General features: G+C 65.3%; 16 protein-coding genes. 5 read left to right on the top strand and 11 right to left on the bottom strand.

The annotated features are described in order from the left end of the window. Positions 1 to 7: 7 nt before the first annotated feature. The 4 genes from GCN74_RS02440 to GCN74_RS02425 all read right to left on the bottom strand — a co-directional run bounded on the left by GCN74_RS02440 (position 8) and on the right by GCN74_RS02425 (position 4,060). Positions 8 to 928: a carbohydrate kinase family protein gene (locus tag GCN74_RS02440; RefSeq protein ID WP_152255199.1), complete on the bottom strand. Its 921-nt coding sequence runs from the start codon at positions 926 to 928 to the stop codon at positions 8 to 10. Further along, positions 925 to 2,139: an AGE family epimerase/isomerase gene (locus GCN74_RS02435; protein WP_152255198.1), complete on the bottom strand. Its 1,215-nt coding sequence runs from the start codon at positions 2,137 to 2,139 to the stop codon at positions 925 to 927. The genes GCN74_RS02440 and GCN74_RS02435 overlap by 4 nt, the downstream gene beginning before the upstream one ends. A 68-nt stretch (positions 2,140 to 2,207) precedes the next feature. Further along, positions 2,208 to 3,209: a tetratricopeptide repeat protein gene (locus GCN74_RS02430; RefSeq protein WP_152255197.1), complete on the bottom strand. Its 1,002-nt coding sequence runs from the start codon at positions 3,207 to 3,209 to the stop codon at positions 2,208 to 2,210. Beyond that, entirely contained in the window at positions 3,206 to 4,060 is an 855-nt protein-coding gene (locus GCN74_RS02425) for a tetratricopeptide repeat protein (protein ID WP_152255196.1), read from the bottom strand. Before GCN74_RS02425 ends, GCN74_RS02430 begins: the two co-directional genes overlap by 4 nt. A gap of 134 nt (positions 4,061 to 4,194) precedes the next feature. Here GCN74_RS02425 and GCN74_RS02420 point away from each other — a divergent pair, with 134 nt between their 5' ends. Further along, positions 4,195 to 4,587, top strand: a complete 393-nt coding sequence (locus GCN74_RS02420; protein WP_152255195.1) for a DUF1090 family protein — start codon at positions 4,195 to 4,197, stop codon at positions 4,585 to 4,587. Here the strand turns inward: GCN74_RS02420 and mmsB are convergent. From mmsB to GCN74_RS02405, 3 genes are all read right to left on the bottom strand, one after another. Further along, entirely contained in the window at positions 4,584 to 5,489 is a 906-nt protein-coding gene (gene mmsB, locus GCN74_RS02415) for a 3-hydroxyisobutyrate dehydrogenase (RefSeq protein ID WP_152255194.1), read from the bottom strand. The two genes, GCN74_RS02420 and mmsB, sit on opposite strands and share 4 nt — an antisense overlap. A 9-nt stretch (positions 5,490 to 5,498) precedes the next feature. Then, positions 5,499 to 7,013, bottom strand: coding sequence for a CoA-acylating methylmalonate-semialdehyde dehydrogenase (locus GCN74_RS02410; protein ID WP_152255193.1), 1,515 nt, complete (start codon positions 7,011 to 7,013; stop codon positions 5,499 to 5,501). A 147-nt stretch (positions 7,014 to 7,160) separates the two neighbouring features. Next, positions 7,161 to 8,357, bottom strand: a complete 1,197-nt coding sequence (locus GCN74_RS02405) for an ABC transporter substrate-binding protein (RefSeq protein ID WP_413541521.1) — start codon at positions 8,355 to 8,357, stop codon at positions 7,161 to 7,163. Positions 8,358 to 8,501: 144 nt separating this feature from the next. Here GCN74_RS02405 and GCN74_RS02400 point away from each other — a divergent pair, with 144 nt between their 5' ends. From GCN74_RS02400 to GCN74_RS02390, 3 genes are all read left to right on the top strand, one after another. Next, positions 8,502 to 9,419: a LysR family transcriptional regulator gene (locus tag GCN74_RS02400; protein ID WP_152255377.1), complete on the top strand. Its 918-nt coding sequence runs from the start codon at positions 8,502 to 8,504 to the stop codon at positions 9,417 to 9,419. 51 nt (positions 9,420 to 9,470) lie between these two features. Further along, the gene (locus GCN74_RS02395; RefSeq protein WP_152255191.1) at positions 9,471 to 10,001 is read left to right on the top strand and encodes an isochorismatase family protein; all 531 of its coding nucleotides are present in this window, start codon (positions 9,471 to 9,473) and stop codon (positions 9,999 to 10,001) included. A 106-nt stretch (positions 10,002 to 10,107) separates the two neighbouring features. Further along, positions 10,108 to 11,985 carry a hypothetical protein gene (locus GCN74_RS02390; protein WP_152255190.1) on the top strand — a complete coding sequence of 626 codons (1,878 nt, stop codon included), beginning with the start codon at positions 10,108 to 10,110 and terminating at the stop codon, positions 11,983 to 11,985. 6 nt (positions 11,986 to 11,991) lie between these two features. On the opposite strand, the gene GCN74_RS02385 is transcribed toward GCN74_RS02390, so the two are convergent. Genes GCN74_RS02385 through GCN74_RS29145 form a run of 3 tightly spaced genes read right to left on the bottom strand, consistent with a single transcriptional unit; the run spans position 11,992 to position 15,260 of the window. Then, the gene (locus GCN74_RS02385) at positions 11,992 to 13,149 is read right to left on the bottom strand and encodes a DUF1624 domain-containing protein (protein ID WP_193316938.1); all 1,158 of its coding nucleotides are present in this window, start codon (positions 13,147 to 13,149) and stop codon (positions 11,992 to 11,994) included. Between the two features lie 9 nt (positions 13,150 to 13,158). Then, entirely contained in the window at positions 13,159 to 14,451 is a 1,293-nt protein-coding gene (locus tag GCN74_RS29150) for a TonB-dependent siderophore receptor (RefSeq protein WP_226938831.1), read from the bottom strand. After that, positions 14,412 to 15,260, bottom strand: coding sequence for a TonB-dependent siderophore receptor (locus tag GCN74_RS29145; RefSeq protein ID WP_226938830.1), 849 nt, complete (start codon positions 15,258 to 15,260; stop codon positions 14,412 to 14,414). The genes GCN74_RS29150 and GCN74_RS29145 overlap by 40 nt, the downstream gene beginning before the upstream one ends. A gap of 407 nt (positions 15,261 to 15,667) precedes the next feature. On the opposite strand from GCN74_RS29145, the gene GCN74_RS02375 reads away from it, so the two are divergent. Next, complete coding sequence (locus GCN74_RS02375; RefSeq protein WP_152255188.1) at positions 15,668 to 15,991, top strand: hypothetical protein; 324 nt, start codon at positions 15,668 to 15,670, stop codon at positions 15,989 to 15,991. Between the two features lie 7 nt (positions 15,992 to 15,998). Here the strand turns inward: GCN74_RS02375 and bla are convergent, their stop codons facing one another. Further along, positions 15,999 to 16,940 carry a subclass B3 metallo-beta-lactamase gene (gene bla / locus GCN74_RS02370; protein WP_226938829.1) on the bottom strand — a complete coding sequence of 314 codons (942 nt, stop codon included), beginning with the start codon at positions 16,938 to 16,940 and terminating at the stop codon, positions 15,999 to 16,001. Positions 16,941 to 16,966: the final 26 nt, after the last annotated feature.

Raw genomic sequence — 16,966 nt, 5'->3', positions numbered from 1 at the left:
ACTGCTGCTAGCGCACCGCCGTGCGCGCCGCCAGCGACTCCACCAGCTCCACCGATGGGGGCGAGCCGCCGGCCGCCAGGCAGGCGCCCGCCCCGGCCGCGACGGCAAAGCGCAAATGCTGGCCGCCGCCCGCATCGGGCCGGTACATCAGGCTGTACAGCAAGCCGCCGATGCTGGCGTCGCCCGCGCCCACCGAGTCGACCACCTCGATGGCGGGCGGCGCCGCCTGCCATGTGTGCTCACCCTGGTACAGGGCAGCGCCCTGCGCGCCACGCGTATACAAATAGGTGGCTTGCGGATTCCAGCCGCGCAGCACGCCGAACGCGCCATCGATGTCGTCGTGGCGGAACAGGCCCGCCAGGTCTTCATCGGACACTTTTACCACGTCGGCCAGCGCCACCATGCGGCGCAGGGTGGCGTCGTAGCGCTCATCCATCATGACGCGGAAATTCGGGTCATAGCTGATCTTCACGCCAGCCGCCTTCAGTTCCTGCGCCAGCGCCACCAGCTTGCCCGCCAGCGGTTCGCGCGCCAGGCTGATGCCGCCGAAGTGCACCCATTGCGCCCCTTGCATCCAGCCGCCCGGCAGCTGCGCCGCGTCGAAATGCAGGTCGGCGCTGTCGTCGCCGATGAAGTAATAGGTGGGCGGATGCAGTTCATGCACGATGGCCAGCAGCGGCGACTTCGCCCGGCGCTGCAAAAAGCGCATGTCCAGGCCCGCCGCTTCGGTGGCAGCTGCCAGCGCGTCGCCGAACACGTCGCGGCTGACGGCGCCGGCAAAGGCGCTGGGCACGCCCAGGCGCGCCATCACGCGTGCCACGTTCCAGGTCGAGCCGCCCACCTGGCTGCTCCAGCAATCGGCGCCTGTGCGCAGCATGTCCGTCAGCGCTTCGCCGGCCGATACAAAGGTAGGGAAAACGCCGTTCATGCGGCACCGCCGATCACGTTCAGCACTTCATAGCAGGCGCCCATGGTGTGGTAATCGACCTTGCCGGCCGGGCTTTTCTCATCGCTGATTTTCTGGTTCCCGGGCGTGAGGATGCGGTACCAGGCGCCGTGTTCGTGGTCGACGAAGTGCCGCCAGCTGTAGTCCCAGATCTTGTCGTAGCTGAGCCAGTAGGCGTCGTCGCCCGTGCGCGCGGCCAGCACGGCGGCGGCGGCAAAGCTTTCCGCCTGCACCCAGAAGTATTTGTCGCCGTCGCAGATCTCGTCCTGCGGACCGAAGCCGTAATGGATGCCGCCATGCGCGCCATCCCAGGCCTTCGCCAGCGCCGTGTCGTACAGGGCGCGCGCACGGGGCAGCAGCCAGTCCGACGGACCGGCCATGAACCGGCTGTGGCGCTCCATGATCAGCAGCAGCTTGGCCCATTCCGTGAAGTGGCCCGGCTGGTAGCCCCATGGACGGAAGATATTGCTCTTGTCGTGCAGATTGTATTCCCAGTCGATCGACCAGTCGGGTTTGTAGTGCTCCCAGATCATGCCGTTCGCCAGGCCTGCCTGGCGCACGGTGATGTTGTGCGCCAGGGTTTCCGCGCGATGCAGGTAGCGCGCCTCGCCCGTCGCTTCAAAAGCGGCCAGCATCGCTTCGCAGGCGTGCATATTGGCGTTCTGGCCCCGGTAGCCGTCCAGCGTGGCCCAGTCGGCGCTGGCCACGTCCGCATACAGGCCGTGCTCGGGCAGCCAGAAACGCTGCTCCATCAGCTCGAAGGTTTCATCCAGGTAGGCGCGCGCTTCCGTCACGCCGGCTTGCAAGGCATGCGCATACGCGAGCAGCACGAAGGCCAGGCCGTAGCAGTGGTTGGCGCCGTCTTCCACCGTCTTGACGCCGTCTTGCCACTTCAGTTGCCAGGCGTAGCCGCCCGTGGCCGGGTCGCGGTGCGCATCGCGCAAGAAGGCCACGCCGTGGCGCAGGGCCGCCTGGTAATCGTCACCGCCGAAATGGCGGTACGCCATGGCGTAATTGAAGATGAAGCGCGTGCTGCTGACCAGGTGGCGCGTGCCGGCGTCGTACACGGTGCCGTCATCGCGGAAAAAGTGATAGAAGCCGCCGCTCGGGTCCACAGCGCGCGGGTGATAAAAGTGCATCGTGTGCAGGATATGCTTTTCGAGCATGTCCCTGGAGCGGAAATCGGGATTCATGGGTCTCTCATGATATTGTTATCGATAACAATGATGATAGCATGCCGTTTTCGCGCCGTCTCGGTCTATCAGGGGACTTTGCCCTCCCGCAGTTTTTCCCGCCACAGCGCAGCGCGCATGGGGCTGGCCTGCTGCCCCAGCTCGCCCTTATCGTACACCTTGACGAGCCGCTCGATGGCTTCCGCGTCGCCCTGCTTCGCCGCCAGCAGGTACAACTCGAAGGGCTTGGGCGCCGGCCCTTGCCGGGTCGCTCCGCCACGCCCCTGTTCCAGCAGGCGCGCGAAACCCGTCTGGCCCGGCGGGCTTTTGGCGATGGCCGCCATCTCGTACCAGCCCAGGGCCGCCTCGTCGCTCTGCGGCACGCCCCGACCCACTTCATACGCATACGCCACATTGTTCAAGCCGGACGGATCGAGCGCCTTGGCCGCCTTCATGTACCAGCCGAATGCTTCCTTGCGCTGCGCCTCGTCCTGCGCCGTCATCATCAGGCGGTAGCCGATTTCATTGTAGGCGGGGATGAAGCCGTTTTCCGCATAGAACTTCAGCCAGTGCAGCGCATGCGCCTGTTCTTCCGGGCTGCTGTGGATATTTTCAAAGTGCTGGGCCACCGTGAAGTTGGCCAGTTCCACGCCTTGCGCGGCGCCCTTGCGCGACCAGTATTCGCCCAGCTTGCGGTCGATGGCCATGCCCTGGCCCAGCGTATAGGCGACGCCGAGGAAGGCTTGCGCGGGACCGTTGCCGCCTTCGGCCGCCTTCTTCAGCCACGCCAGGCCCAGGTCGCGGTCGCGCGGCGTGCCCACGCCCTCGTGCAGCATCTGCGACAGTTCCAGCTGGGCGGCAGCATCGCCCCCTTCCGCCGCGCGGCGCGCCTTGTCGAAAGCGGCGACCTTTTCCGGCGACAGGTCGGCCGGGCGGTCGATCACGGCCTGCGCCCTTGCGCGCATGTCATCGAGGCCGGACATATCGAATTCGACCAGCGCCGGATGCTGGCGCGGTTCGCTGGTGGACGCTGGCTGCGCCAGCACGGGCTGCGCCAGGGCCAGGCTCAATACAAACAGGATGGTCTTCATTTCTTTTCTGCCTCTGCCACTGCCTCTGCCAGTTTATCGCGCCATTCGGCGGCGTCTTCGGCATTCGCCTGTTGTCCCAGTTCGCCTTTGACATACACCTCGATCATGCGCCGCATGGCGGGCAAGTCGCCGCTCCATCCGGCCCGCTCGTACCAGACCAGGGCCAGCTTGTCCGACTGCGCCACGCCCAGGCCCAGCTCATGTGCGCGGGCCAGGTTGCGCATGCCGGCCGGCTCCTTTTCGCGCGCCGATCTGTAATACCATTGGAAAGCCTCGCCGCGGTCCTGTTCATCGACGGCTGCGCGCATCAGGTGCTCGCCCAGCGCATTGTAGGCGGGCACAAAGTGCTGCTCGTTCGCCGCCGCCTTCAGCCAGGTGATGGCCTGCGCCTGCTCTTCGGCACTGCTGCCGCCATCGATGAATTCCATCGCCAGGATGGTTTGCGCTTCTGCATCTCCCTGCGCCGCGCCCTTGCGCAGCCAGTATTCGCCCTGCACGCGGTCGATGGGCACCTTGCCGCCCAGGGTGTAGGCCACGCCCATGGCCGCCTGCGCCGGCGCATAGCCGCCTTCGGCCGACTTGCGTATCCAGGCCATCGACTGCGCCGTATCCTGCGGCGTGCCGACGCCCAGCTGCAGCATGCGCGCCAGTTCCAGCTGCGCCTCCACGTCGCCCGTTTCCGCCACGCGCCGGGTCTCGGCAAATTCGGCGATGCTTTCCGGGCTATGGCTAGCCGCATCAGCCCTGGCCTTGATGGCGATCAGCTGCAGGTCGAGCAAGGTGGGCGAGGTCTGGGCCAGGAGCGGCAACGGCAGCAGGAAAGGAATCAGCAAGAGAAATTTCTTGGGCATGCGAAGGTGTCGGGAAGAAGAAAACACGCATGGTAGCCGATGCCATGCCAGACAGGCGCGCACTGCACGCGAAGTTTGACAGGGCACGCTGGCAGGCTTACATTGCACGAGCCCACCACTGACACAGGAATGCCATGAACCGCCTATCGAAAACCGCCTTGACCTTGCTCGTCGCCCTCGCCGCCAGCGGTGCCGCCGGCGCCGCCGACACCCAGCTGACGGGCTGCGCCGCCAAGCGCGAAGGCATCCGCAGCGAATTGCGCCAGGCGCAGGAACAGGGCCTGTCCGACAAGGTCGCCGGCCTCACCCGCGCGCTCGACGAGGTCAATGCCCACTGCCGCGACAGTACCCTGGTCGAGCGCCACAACAAGAAAATCGTCAAGGCGCAGGCCAAGGTGAACCAGACGGAGCGTTCGCTGCGCCTGGCCCAGGAAGCCAATAAAGAGCCGAAGAAAATCGCCAAGCTGGAAGGCAAGCTGGAAAAAGCCAGGGCGGAACTGGCCGCCCTGCAGGCGCAACAGCCCTAAGCTTTTTCACCCAGCAGCCGGTAAATGCTGGAAAAATCCAGCGCGCCCGCTCCCGCCTTGCTGTGCAAGCTGTACAGATTGCGCGACAAGGCGCCCAGCGGCACGGAGGCGCCGCTGGCCAGCGCGCTTTCCACGGCCAGGCCCAGGTCTTTCAGCATCAGGTCGACGCCGAAGCCGCCCGTGTAGCCGCGCGACGCGGGCACGTTCTCGGCCACGCCCGGACACGGGTTGTACACCTCCAGGGTCCAGTTGCGGCCCGAGCTTTTCGCCATCACGTCCGACACCACCTTCGGGTCCAGGCCATTCGCCACGCCCAGGCGTATCGCTTCGCTGGTGCCGATCATCAAAATCCCCAGCAGCATGTTGTTGCAGATCTTGACCGTCTGCCCGCAGCCCGAACCGCCCGCGTGGAAGATGGCCTTGCCCATGATTTCCAGGCAGGGCCGCGCCGCGTCCAGCGCCGATGCTTCGCCGCCCACCATGAAGGTCAGGGTGCCGTTGGCGGCACCCGCCGTGCCGCCCGACACGGGCGCGTCCAGCATGGGCAAGCCCTTGTCCTGCGCGGCGCGGCCCACCTGGCGCGCCGCCTCCGTGGAAATCGTCGAACAGTCGATCAGCAGGGTGCCGGGCCGCGCCTGCGCCAGGATGCCCGTCTCGCCCAAAGGCTTACCCAAATAAGCACCCAGCACGTGGCGGCTGGCCGGCAGCATGGTGATGACGATGTCGGCGGCCCGGATCGCCGCCGCCTGGTCGTCGGACACGAGGCCGCCGCCGTCGGCAAACTGCTGCACGCTGGCCGGCACCAGATCGAAACCCGTCACCGCATGGCCGGCCCGCACGAGGTTTTGCGCCATGGGCAAGCCCATGTTGCCCAGGCCGATGAAAACGATGTTTGTGCTCATCGCCGCCCCTTATTTCATCGCAATGGTGGTGTTGACGCCGCTGCCGCCATCGTCCGGGGCGAACCAGCGCGCCGTGACGGTCTTGGTCTGCGTCCAGAAGTACAGGGCCTGCTTGCCGTTCGGGCCCAAGTCTCCCAGTTTCGACGCGCGCGACCCCGTGAAGCTGAAATAGGCGACGGGCACGGGGATGGCCACGTTGATGCCCACCTGCCCCACGTCGATCTCGTTCTGGAACTTGCGTCCCGCCCAGCCGGACGACGTGAAGATCGAGGTGCCGTTGCCGTTCGGGTTGGCGTTGATGAAGGCGATGGCCTGGTCCAGGGTGTCCGTCTCCACCACGCACATGGCGGGGCCGAAGATTTCCTGCGTGTAGACGGAGTTCGAGGCCTGCACCTTGGAGAAAATCGTCGGTCCCATGAAGTTGCCGCCTTCGTAACCGGCCACCTTGTGGCCGCGGCCATCGAGCAGCAGCTGCGCGCCTTCGTCCACGCCCGCCTGGATCAGCTTTTCCGCGCGCTGCATGGCTGCTTTCGAGACCATCGGCCCCAGGTCCGCCTCGCGGTCGCTGCCAGGCCCCACTTTCAGGGCCTGCGAGCGGGCGACGATTTCCGGCAGCCAGGAACGCGCCTCGCCCACCAGCACGACGACGGAATTGGCCATGCAGCGCTGGCCGGCCGCGCCGAACGCGGCGCCGATCAGGTTATTGATCGCCTGCTCCTTGTTGGCGTCGGCCAGCACCACGCAATGGTTTTTCGCGCCCATCATCGATTGCGCGCGCTTGCCCGCTTCGCTGGCGCGGCGGTACACATGCGTGCCCACGTGGGTGGAGCCGATGAAGGACACGGCCTTGATGTCGGGATGGTCGCACAGCATGTTGACGACGTCGGCGCCGCCATGCACGACGTTCAGCACGCCGGCCGGCAAGCCCGCCTGGTACATCAGCTCGACCAGGTACATGCTCGAGGACGGGTCCTGTTCCGACGGTTTCAGCACGAAGGTATTGCCGCAGGCGATAGCGATGGGGAACATGAAACACGGCAGCATGACGGGGAAGTTGAATGCCGTGATGCCGGCGCCCACGCCCAGCGGCTGGTAGATATTGTAGACATCGACGCCATTGGCCGCGTTTTCCGCGATCTCGCCCAGCTGCAGGGTGGCGATCGAGCACGCGTGCTCCACCACTTCCAGGCCGCGCATCACCTCCCCTTCCGCGTCGGGCAGGGTCTTGCCATGTTCGCGCGTGATCAGTTCGGCCAGGGAGCCTATGTTTTCGCGGATCAGGTGCTGGTACTTGAGCATGATGCGCATGCGCGCCGCCAGCGGCGTATTGCGCCAAGTCTTGAACGCTTCCTTGGCCGTGGCAACGGCCAGCTTCACTTCATCGGGCGTGGAAAACGGCACCCTGGCGACGATTTCCTGCGTGGCCGGATTGACGACGTCGCGCCATTCGGTGCTGTTTGATGCGTGGTGCTTGCCGCCGATGTGCAGGGGGACGGTTGGGACTTGGGTGAGGGCTTGGTTCATGTAAGGCTCCAATAATTCGATACGCGAAAGTCGCGTCACAGCAGCGGAAATCTGGGGTCAGTTCCTTCGGAATCGGGATTTTCCCCATTGGGGGAAATCCCCCCTGAGGGTCCGCCCCCGGTATTTGCCCTTCGGGTTTATCTTGAATTACTTCTTGACCAGGTTGCACGCTGCCGCATCCATGGGCTTGAAGGCCTGGTCGGCGGGGATGGTGGACAGCACCTTCAGGTAGTCCCACGCGCCCTTCGATTCGGCCGGGGTCTTCACCTGCACCAGATACATGTCGTGGATCACGCGGCCGTCGGGGCGGATCGAGGCATTGTTCATGACGGCGTCCTTGATAGGCAGTTCGCGCATCTTCTGGGCGACGACCTTCGAGTCGTCGCTCTTTGCGGCCGCCACCGATTTCAGGTAGTGGTAGACGCTGGAATACACGCCCGCCTGCACCATGGTCGGCTTGGCGCCCTTGTTGAGGGCCTCGAAGCGCTTGGCGAACGCGCGGCTGCGGTCATCGTAATCCCAGTAAAAGCCGTCCGCGTAGACGAGGCCCTGGGCCGTGTCCAGGCCCAGCGCATGCACGTCGGAGAGGAACACCAGCAAGGCGGCCAGGCGCTGGTCCTTGCCGCTGCCGATGCGAAATTCGCGCGCCTGCTTGATGGCCGACACCGTGTCGGCGCCGCCATTGGCCAGGCCGATCACCTGCGCCTTCGAACCCTGCGCCTGCACCAGGAAGGACGAAAAGTCGGATGCGTTGAGCGGATGGCGCACGGCGCCCAGCACGGTGCCGCCATTGCGCTTGACGACATCGCTGGCATCCTTTTCCAGCGAATGGCCGAACGCATAATCGACGGTGACGAAGTACCAGGATTTCTGCCCCAGCTTGGTCAAGGCCGCCGCCGTGCCGGCCGCCTGCGAATACGTGTCGAACATCCAGTGGAAGCCGTTCGGCGAGCAGTCCTCATTGGTCAGGCGTCCCGTGGCGGGGCCGCTGAACATGGCGATGCCGCCCTTCTCCTTCATCAGCTTTTGCACGGACAGGGCCACGGACGAGTTGGTGAGGTCGGCGATGGCGTCGACCTTGTCGCGGTCTATCCATTCGCGCGCCTTGGAGGCGGCGATGTCGGCCTTGTTCAAGTGGTCGGCCGACAGGATTTCGATCTTCATGCCCTTGCATTCGGCCTTCAGGCAATCCTCGACGGCCATCTGGCTGGCGACGACAGAGCCGCGCCCGCCCATGGCCGAATACGGGCCGGACATGTCGGTCAGGATGCCGATCTTGACGACGCCATCGGAAATCTGCGCGTGCGCGCCGGTGAAAGACAGGGAAAGCGCCAGCGCGCCCATGGCCAGAACGGTCTTTTTCATGCGGTGTCTCCTGAGGGGTAAAGGTTTTTCTTATATGTATATCTGCATTCTGCATGTGTAAAAATATGCACTCAAGTGAAATTAATGCATAATTCCTTTGCAAAAACGCACAAGGAGAACAAAGTGCTCGATTGGGACAATGTACGGGTCTTCCTGGAACTGACGCGCAGCGCCGGTCTCGTCGATGCGGCGAAAAAGCTGGGCATCGACCATTCCACCGTGTCGCGGCGCATGCGCAAGTTCGAGGAGCAGGTGGGCACGCAGCTGTTCGACCGCAATTACGTGGGCTACCAGCTGACGCCCGAAGGCCACCGCCTGATGGAATACGCGGAAACGATGGAAAGCACGGTGTTTGCCGCCACCGAGGAGCTGGGCGAACACAACCGCCTGCTGTCGGGCCAGGTGCGCCTGGGCGCCACGGAAGGCTTCGGCGCCATCGTGCTGGCGCCCCACCTGGCGCAGTTCTGCGGCAGGTACCCGCACATCAGCGTGGACCTGATCGCCGTGCCCCGCTTCGTCAGCCTGTCCAAGCGCGAGGCGGACGTGGCCATTTCCATCGAGCGCCCCCTGTCCGGACCGTATGTGGTGACCAAGCTGTCCGACTACCGGCTGAAACTGTACGCCACGCCAGCCTACCTGGCCCGCCACGCGCCCATCACCAGCGTGGCGCAGCTGGCGCAGCACCCCATCATCGGCTACGTGGACGACCTGGTCTTCAGCGCGGAGCTGCGCTACATGGACAATGTGGCGCCCGACTCGCTGCGCGCGTTCCGCAGCACCAGCGTGATCGCTCAGTACCACGCGGCGCGCGCGGGCCAGGCGCTGGCCATCCTGCCCTGCTTCGTGGCCCAGCAGTCGAACGAACTGCTGCCCGTGCTCGACGGCGAGATCGACCTGCTGCGCGCCTTCTGGATGATCTCGCCCAGCGAGCGGCGCAACATCGCCCGGGTCAGCGCCCTGTGGAACTACCTGCGCACGGCCATCGACCTCAATCACGCCTACCTGATGGGCGAGACGGCCACGCCCAGCTGGCCCGCCTGAGCACGCGGCAGCGCGCTACACTGTCGCCACATACCGATCAAAGGAGATGCCATGCTGATGGATGCAAACCAGGCCGTACTGGTGATAGTCGACCTGCAGGGCCGCTTGATGCCGGCCATTCACGATGCGGGCCTGGTGCTGGCACAGAACCTGCGCCTGGCCAGGATCGCCCGCCTGCTCGACGTGCCCGTGCTGGGCACGGAACAGAACCGCCAGGGACTGGGGCCGAACGTGGAAGAAATCGCCGCCCTGTGCGAACGCACCTTGCACAAGACGCACTTCGGCGCCTGTTTTGACGGCTTGCAGGCCATCCTGCCGCCCGGGCGCAGACAGATCGTCGTCACGGGCTGCGAAGCCCATGTCTGCATGCTGCAGACGGCCATCGGCCTGCTGGAACTGGGTTACGCAGTGAGCATCGCCATCGACGCCGTCGGTTCGCGCCAGGCGGCCAGCCGCGACGCGGCCCTGGCCCGCCTGGACAGGCTGGGCGCGCAGCTGGTGACGGTGGAGATGCTGGCCTTTGAATGGTTGCGCGACTGCAAGCACCCGCGTTTTCGGGAGGTACTGGCGCTGATTAAATAGACAGCAGGTTTAAGCCAGATCAAGCCTATCGGCGATCCATTTGCTAGCTTGGTAACAGCGCCGCCACTGTGAGCGGTGCGCCTTCCACATCAGCAAGGGAGCCATCATGGCCTACATCCTGCGAGGCAAGCTGTGCGGCTTGATCTGTGCCGAGTGTCCTGAAGCCTTATCCCACGTCACCGTGCGCCTGTACCGGCCGCGCGAATCGCAAAACGTCACGGCGCTGGCCGTGGCCAGCGCCAAGGAAACCTTCGCCATCCTCACGGACGAGGAGGTGCAGGCGAAAGCGCCGTTCCTGCTGGCCGAAGCGCGTACGGACGACGACGGCAACTACAGTTTTACCCTGGGCGAACAGGAGCGGTACCAGGGCGAGGCCGTGGAAGTGGACGTGCTGTGCCCCACCGTGCCCCACCTGAAGCCGGGGTCGAAAGACCCCGTGCCCCTGCAGTTTTCCATCACCACCGTGCAGCCCCGCTGGCGCCAAGTCGACAATAATTTCCTCGCCGTCTGGGACTATTGCCTGCCGCAGCGATTCTGGTGCCTCGTGCGCGCCCGCTTCGACGCCTGGACCATCTGCGGCCGCCTGCGCACCTGCGACGCGCCGCACACGCCGATCGCCGGCGCCACCGTGCATGCATTCGACGCGGACTGGCTGCAGGACGATGCGCTGGGCGACGCGGTGACGGATGCCAGCGGGCGCTTCCGCATCGATTACCTGACGTCGGACTTCACCTTGACGCCGTTTTCACCGTTCATCAACGTGGAATTCGCCAGCGGCCCCGACGTATATTTCACGGTGCAGCTGGGCAGCGTCACCATCGTGTCGGAAACGCAGGCCGACGGCCGCCAGCCGGGCCGGGAAAACGTGGGCCACTGCTTCTGCGTGGAATTGTGCTCGAAAGACGTCCTGCCGCCCGATGTGGAAGGCGTGCCCCATTGGCAGCAGGTGGAAGTGTTCGACATCCACCCGTTTCCGTCGCTGGCGGGCTTTTCCCCGCAAGGCTATGCGGGCGGCCCCGGTGCTTCATATGTGTTTGCCGGCGGCGTCACCCTGAAGGGCAATTGCCCGCTGCGCAACAGCGCCATTCCCGCCAATCCGCTCGAGTACCGTTTCCTCATCGGCGAATGGTCCTGGCCCGGCGGCAGCGACGACCCCACGGCCCTGCCCACGGTGGCGCCGGCCAGCCTGGCGCCGCTGACGCAACTACTCGGCACCCTCGTCGGCTATGTGTTTTACACGAATGGACTGGGCTTGAGCGACTCGGCACAGGTGATCGTCGACGCGGGCGACCTGAAACCGGGCGGCTGGATACGCGTCGACGGCAAGCCCGTCACCGTGGACATGCGCGACGGCACGACGGCCGTCGTCAACGTGGCGCCCAACATCTTCCTGCGCACCTTCGATTTGCTCACCGTGAATACGCCCGCCATCACCAGCCTGCATCCGGCCAAGCTGCCGGGCGGCTTGCCCATCCTCGACGCGGGCCGCAGCCTGACGGCGGCCGAGAGCGAACCCATACGCCGCTACCGCCTCGGTTTCGAGGTGCGCGATGGTACCACCCTGGCGCTGCTGGCCACGGACGGGCTCGACTCCATCGTCTTCGACAACTCGCCCGTCATCGTGGCGCTGGACTTGGAAGAGTTGCGCAGCAATGCCTGCAACCCCATCGCGGGCGGCCTCGTGCATATCCTGTACACGATAGACCATCCGCATTTGCGCTTCTTTAATATCACGATTTCCAACAACAACGGCATCCAGCACCCGCCGCCACCGCTGCCGGCCGCCAGTTTCACGCCGCCTCCGCCGCCCAGCAACTATCTGTTCCGCGGCGGCGCGGGCGGCCCTCACTTATCGGGCAACAATGGCGGCTTCCCCGTCAACGTGGCGCTCGACCCGCCGTGCGCCTACCGCGTGGCGATTGCTTGGCAGACACGGCATTACCTGGCGTCGTCGCACAGTATCGACCGACTCTACTGTAAATAAGCGGGCCTAGAAATAGCGCACCCACGCCTGCTGCGACGCGCGCTTGTAATGGGCAAACGTGCGGCAGGGAAAGTACAGCACGGGCATCAGGGCCAGCGCGATCAGCCACACTTGCCAGACATGCTCGACGCCGTAGCGGCCGCCGTGGTTGGCGCCCAGCACGGCCGTCAGGGCCAGGCCGATGGCCAGCAGCAAGTACAGGTGCAGCAGATAGTAAAACATGGGCGCGCCGCCGAACGTGGCGCAAGCCCGCGTAAACCAGTTGTCGATGCTTTCCAGCCAGGCCAGGCCCAGCAAGCCCAGGCCCAGGGTGAACAGCAGGAAATCCAGCGACGGCGGATACTTGGTAAAGTTCAGCACGCTAATGGCCGTGCGCAAGGCCGTCTCGCCCGCCACCCACGGCAGGGTTTCGCCATAGAGATTGAAGCCGCGCAGCACGGCCAGCAGCAGCAAGCTGCCGCTGCCCAGCGCCAGCAGCAGGCGGCGCCGTCCTTCCGGTGAGCGGCTGCGCGCATACAGGGGCCCGGCCGCATAGCCGAGCACGATCACGCCTATCCACGGCAGCAGCGGGTAGCTGACCTTGATCTTCATGGCGCCATCGGCTACCAGATACCCGCGTTGCAGCAGCACCGTCAGCACATAATAGGCCAGGCTGCCCGGTTCCGCGCGCAAGCCGGTGAGCAGATGCTGGCCCGCGATGATCGCCACGCCCAGCAGCGCCAGCACGTTCAACGGCAGCCGGTGCAGCACGGCCAGCGCCATCATGGCCAGGCCGATGACCCAGATCACCTGCAAGTACAGCACGGCGGGCGGAAACGCGCCGCTCCAGGCAAAGTTGACGAATATCAATTCCAGCAGCACCAGCAGCAAGCCCCGCTTGAACAGGAAACCGGCCGCACTGCGGGGGCCGGCGGCCGGATGCGCATACAGCCAGGCCGACAAGCCCGTCAGGAAGACGAACATGGGCGCGCACACGTGGGCCGCCAGGCGCGTGAAGAACAGGGCCGGATCGACACCGGCCGCATCCATCGGGTCGCCGACCTGATGGTGCAGGAAGACGGTTTCGCGCACATGGTCGAAGAGCATGATCAGCATGACGAGGCCGCGCATGACGTCGATGACGGCAATGCGCGCGCGCAGGGGTGTAGAGGAAGTCGATGTCATGGCGATAGCTTAAAAACGGTAGTGCGCATTCAAGGTGAGCGTACGCTCGGCCCCCGGCGCCACCCACAATGGGCTGTAGGAACTGGCATAGTAGCTGCGGTTGAACAGGTTTTCCACGTTCAGGGCCAGGCGCAGTCTGGCGTCGGGCGTATACGAGGCCAGCAACCTGGCCGTCGTGTAGGCCGGCAGGGTAAAGCTGCTGCTGACGGCGACGTCGCCCAGGCGCTCGCCCACGTACTGCACGCCGCCGCCCACGCTGGCCGTGCCCGTGCCCAGCGCCATCTGCTGCGTGGCCAGCAGGTTGGCGCTGTGACGCGGCACGTTGGCAAAGCGGCTGCCCGTCATGATCGTCGCGTCGCCGCGCGTGACGGTGGCGTTGGTGTAGGCATAGGCGCCCGAAACGCGCAAGCCGCGCGCCACTTCGCCCGAGACGTCCAGTTCCAGGCCCCGGCTGCCCACCTCGCCCGCCGCGATGGCGAAGTCCGTGTTGACGGGATTGGTCGACAGCACATTGCGCTTGCGGATATCGTACACGGCCACGGTGCCCGTCAGCTTGCCCGTTTCCAGCTTCGCGCCCAGCTCATACGAGCGGCTGCGCTCGGCCGGGAATGCCTGGTTGGCGATGCTGATACCGCTGTTGGGCCGGAAACCTTTGGCCGCGCTCGCATACAGGGACCACGCTTTCGACGGCTGGTAGACGAGGCCCGCGCGCGGACTGGTGGCCGACAGCGACTGGCGGTTGCTGACGTTCAAACGATTGTTCCTCACGTCCTGCGTGTACGTGTCGTGGCGCACGCCGGCCAGGGCCTTCCATTGCGCGCCCAGGTCCAGCTGGTCCTGCACATACAGGCCGCGCGCCCGTTGCCCTTCCTGCGTGTCGATGGACAGGGCCAGGGGATCGGCCTTGCCGCCGTACACGGGATTGAAAATATCGATGGCATACGCATTCGCGGCCGAGGGATTGCGGCGCAGCTGCACCCGCTGGTCGTCGAAATGATAGGCGTCGACGCCCGCCAGCACCTCGTGCGCCAGCGTGCCCGTCCTGAACTTGCCCAGCAACTCCACGCGGGCCGACACGTCGGTGGCGGAAAAATTGCGGTGGCGGCGCTGGCGGTTCAGGCTGCGGCCATCGGCCAGCAGCTTGTTCGCCTCGGTCGAAAAACCCTTCAATTCGCTGTCGCGGTAGGAAGCGCCCGCCTGCAGCGTCCAGTCGTCCGACAGCGCGTGGTGGATGAACAGCTGCTGGCCCAGCGACCTGACCGTCATGGGACCGTCGCCCGGTTCGCCCAGGAAGCGCGACACGGGCACGGCCCCAGCTGGCCGTTGACGGCCACCACGCCCCGGTCGAACGGCGCGCGCTGCTGCACCGCTTCGATTTCATACGATACGCTCGTGTGCTCGCCCGGCAGCCAGAGGAAGGAAGGCGAAAACAGGCTGCGCTCGACCTTCAAGGCATCGCGGAAGCTGTGCCCCTCTTCATGCGCCGCGTTCAGGCGGTAGGCGACGGTTCCGCTCACGGGCCCCGTCAACTCCACGGCGGCGCGGCGCGCCTGGAAACTGCCCAGTGAAAAGTCGGCGCTGTATGCGGGCGCGAACTTCGGCTTTTTCGTCGTGATGTTCACCGTGCCGCCCGGCTCGCCCCGGCCGTACAGGGCCGACGCCGGGCCTTTCAGCACTTCCACGATCTGCGTATTGCCGCTGTCGCGCATGCCGTTGTAGCCGCGGCTGGAACTGAAACCGTTGACCATGTAGTCGGAGCCGAAATTCGGGTCGCCCGTGAAGCCGCGCATGGCGTAGCTGTCCCACAGGCCGCCCAGCGGACTTTGTTTTGCAATGCCGCTGGCCAGGTCCAGCGCGCCGGCCAAGGTCGTCACGCCCGCGTCGCGCAGCAGGTCGCCCGTCAACACGCGCACGCTTTGCGGCAGATCCATCAGCAAGGCATCCGTCTTGGTGGCGCCCGTGGCGGACAGGCTGCGGTAATGCTGGCGCTCGGCCTTGACGGTGACAACGTCCTGCGCATCGGGCTTGCCGTCGGCAGGGTCGGCTGCCAACACCAGGGGCGAGGCGGCGGCAAGCAAAAGCGCAACGGGGCGGTGGTAAGACACGGACATGGAATTCCTGACGAGGGCGCAAATCAATGCAATAGGCTTGCATTATAATTGATAATCAATTCTCATTAAAGGGTGCGCGGAAGATCTGCGCCAGAAAATCCACGGACACTTGCACCTTGGCGGCACGCAGCTGGCGCGCCTGCGCATGGCGGCCACGGCGTCAGCGGACAGGGCCACGCGCGCCACGGCGCGATCTTGCGCGAAGCCAGCAAGCTGATAGATGCGGGCACGCCGTTTTAGCTTGCGCACGGCGCGCGACGCGCATGCGGCCCAGCTGGACGGCAGCGCGCGCGGCAAGCTGGTAGTGGATGTCGCGGACTGAAGGCCGCTTGTTTCCTGGGCCGGGAAGCGTTAATATGCAAGAATTAACTTGCATATTAACGGAGGCAAAAATGGGAGAGCCGGGCATGCGTGAAAAGCTGGAAAAACTGCTGGCGAGCGGGCGCGACAACGCTCTACTGCGCTTTGGCCTGGGCGACGCCTGCCTGAAGGACAATGATGCGGAGCAAGCGGCCATCCACCTGGCGCAGGCCACCGTGCAGCAAGCCGGCTACTCGGCCGCCTGGAAACTGCTGGGCAAGGCCTTGCACCAGCTGGGCCGGACCGATGAAGCGCAGGCCGCCTGGACCACCGGTATGACGGTGGCCCGGCAGCAAGGCGACCTGCAAGCAGTCAAGGAAATGACGGTGTTCCTGAAGCGCCTGCAAAAACAGCAGCAGGCGGCACAGTAAAAACGGCTTAATGCGCGTGCGCTGCGCCCTTGGCCTCGGCAGGCAGCGTTTCGCCCCGCTCTTTCGCCAGGCGCTTGGCCAGCAAGCCGCCCGCTTCGGCAGCGTAGGCGCGGCAGGCGCCAGCGTCGATCAGGGGATTGTCCGCGCCGTTGCGTCTGGCGGCCTTGCCCAGCACGTCCGTCGTGCCCGGATGCACGGGGATGATGATGTCGCATGGCAAGGCGGACACCTTGGCGATACTCGCTTCGAACGAGGCCGAAATGTCGGGCGTGCCTCCCTTGCCTTTAGCCTTGCCCGTGTAGCGGAAGTCGCCGCTGGCATACGGGTTCAGGCTGTCCGCATACACGACGTCCAGGCAGCGGTCGCCTTCGCACGAAGTCCAGGTCCACGTCGTGCTGCCCGGCGTATGGCCCGGCGTCATGTGGGCCGTCAGGGCCAGCGGCCCCACCTTCACGGCATCGCCCTCGCCCACCACCTTGACCTTGGCAACCTTGGCCACATGCACGACGGGATGGGCCTGGTACTGCGGATCGTCCTTGCCATTGGTACCGCTTTGCAAGCCAAGGGCGCCCGAGGCGCTGGCCACCACGGTGGCGCCGCTGGCCCGTTGCAGTGCCGCGATGCCGCCCGCATGGTCCCAGTGCGCGTGGGAATTGAGGATGTATTTCACATCCTCGATGCGAAAGCCCAGCGCCTGGATGCTGGCGATGATCAGGGGCGCCGATTGCGGCAACGCACCGTCCAGCAGGATATGGCCCTGCGGGCTGGTCACCAGCACGGCGGACAGGCCGGCCGTGCCCACGTACCAGCTATTGCCATAGATATTGAACGGCTTGACGGGCGCATTCCATTCCTTGCAACTGTCGCAATCGACAGGTGGATTCTGCAGCGGTGCCGGCGTCTTTGCCTGCACCGTGCCCGCCGCCATGGTCGCAACCGTAGCCAGCATCAACTTCGCCAATAGTGTCATCATTC

Origin of the sequence: Janthinobacterium sp. FT14W, assembly GCF_009208755.1 — a bacterium.
In the GTDB taxonomy this organism is placed as follows: domain Bacteria; phylum Pseudomonadota; class Gammaproteobacteria; order Burkholderiales; family Burkholderiaceae_D; genus Janthinobacterium; species Janthinobacterium violaceinigrum.
Note: the sequence above shows the minus strand (reverse complement) of the source record. Positions and strands in the feature narration are given on the sequence as shown.

Excerpts from the sequence above, each read along its gene's own strand:
- GCN74_RS02390 (WP_152255190.1), top strand. The coding sequence starts at position 10,108 with ATGGCCTACATCCTGCGAGGCAAGCTGTGCGGCTTGATCTGTGCCGAG.
- GCN74_RS02420 (WP_152255195.1), top strand. The coding sequence starts at position 4,195 with ATGAACCGCCTATCGAAAACCGCCTTGACCTTGCTCGTCGCCCTCGCC.
- GCN74_RS02385 (WP_193316938.1), bottom strand. The coding sequence starts at position 13,149 with ATGACATCGACTTCCTCTACACCCCTGCGCGCGCGCATTGCCGTCATC.
- GCN74_RS29145 (WP_226938830.1), bottom strand. The coding sequence starts at position 15,260 with ATGTCCGTGTCTTACCACCGCCCCGTTGCGCTTTTGCTTGCCGCCGCC.
- GCN74_RS02440 (WP_152255199.1), bottom strand. The coding sequence starts at position 928 with ATGAACGGCGTTTTCCCTACCTTTGTATCGGCCGGCGAAGCGCTGACG.
- GCN74_RS02410 (WP_152255193.1), bottom strand. The coding sequence starts at position 7,013 with ATGAACCAAGCCCTCACCCAAGTCCCAACCGTCCCCCTGCACATCGGC.
- GCN74_RS02435 (WP_152255198.1), bottom strand. The coding sequence starts at position 2,139 with ATGAATCCCGATTTCCGCTCCAGGGACATGCTCGAAAAGCATATCCTG.
- GCN74_RS02405 (WP_413541521.1), bottom strand. The coding sequence starts at position 8,357 with ATGGGCGCGCTGGCGCTTTCCCTGTCTTTCACCGGCGCGCACGCGCAG.
- GCN74_RS02395 (WP_152255191.1), top strand. The coding sequence starts at position 9,471 with ATGCTGATGGATGCAAACCAGGCCGTACTGGTGATAGTCGACCTGCAG.
- mmsB (WP_152255194.1), bottom strand. The coding sequence starts at position 5,489 with ATGAGCACAAACATCGTTTTCATCGGCCTGGGCAACATGGGCTTGCCC.
- GCN74_RS02430 (WP_152255197.1), bottom strand. The coding sequence starts at position 3,209 with ATGAAGACCATCCTGTTTGTATTGAGCCTGGCCCTGGCGCAGCCCGTG.
- bla (WP_226938829.1), bottom strand. The coding sequence starts at position 16,940 with ATGCTGGCTACGGTTGCGACCATGGCGGCGGGCACGGTGCAGGCAAAG.
- GCN74_RS02425 (WP_152255196.1), bottom strand. The coding sequence starts at position 4,060 with ATGCCCAAGAAATTTCTCTTGCTGATTCCTTTCCTGCTGCCGTTGCCG.
- GCN74_RS02375 (WP_152255188.1), top strand. The coding sequence starts at position 15,668 with ATGCGTGAAAAGCTGGAAAAACTGCTGGCGAGCGGGCGCGACAACGCT.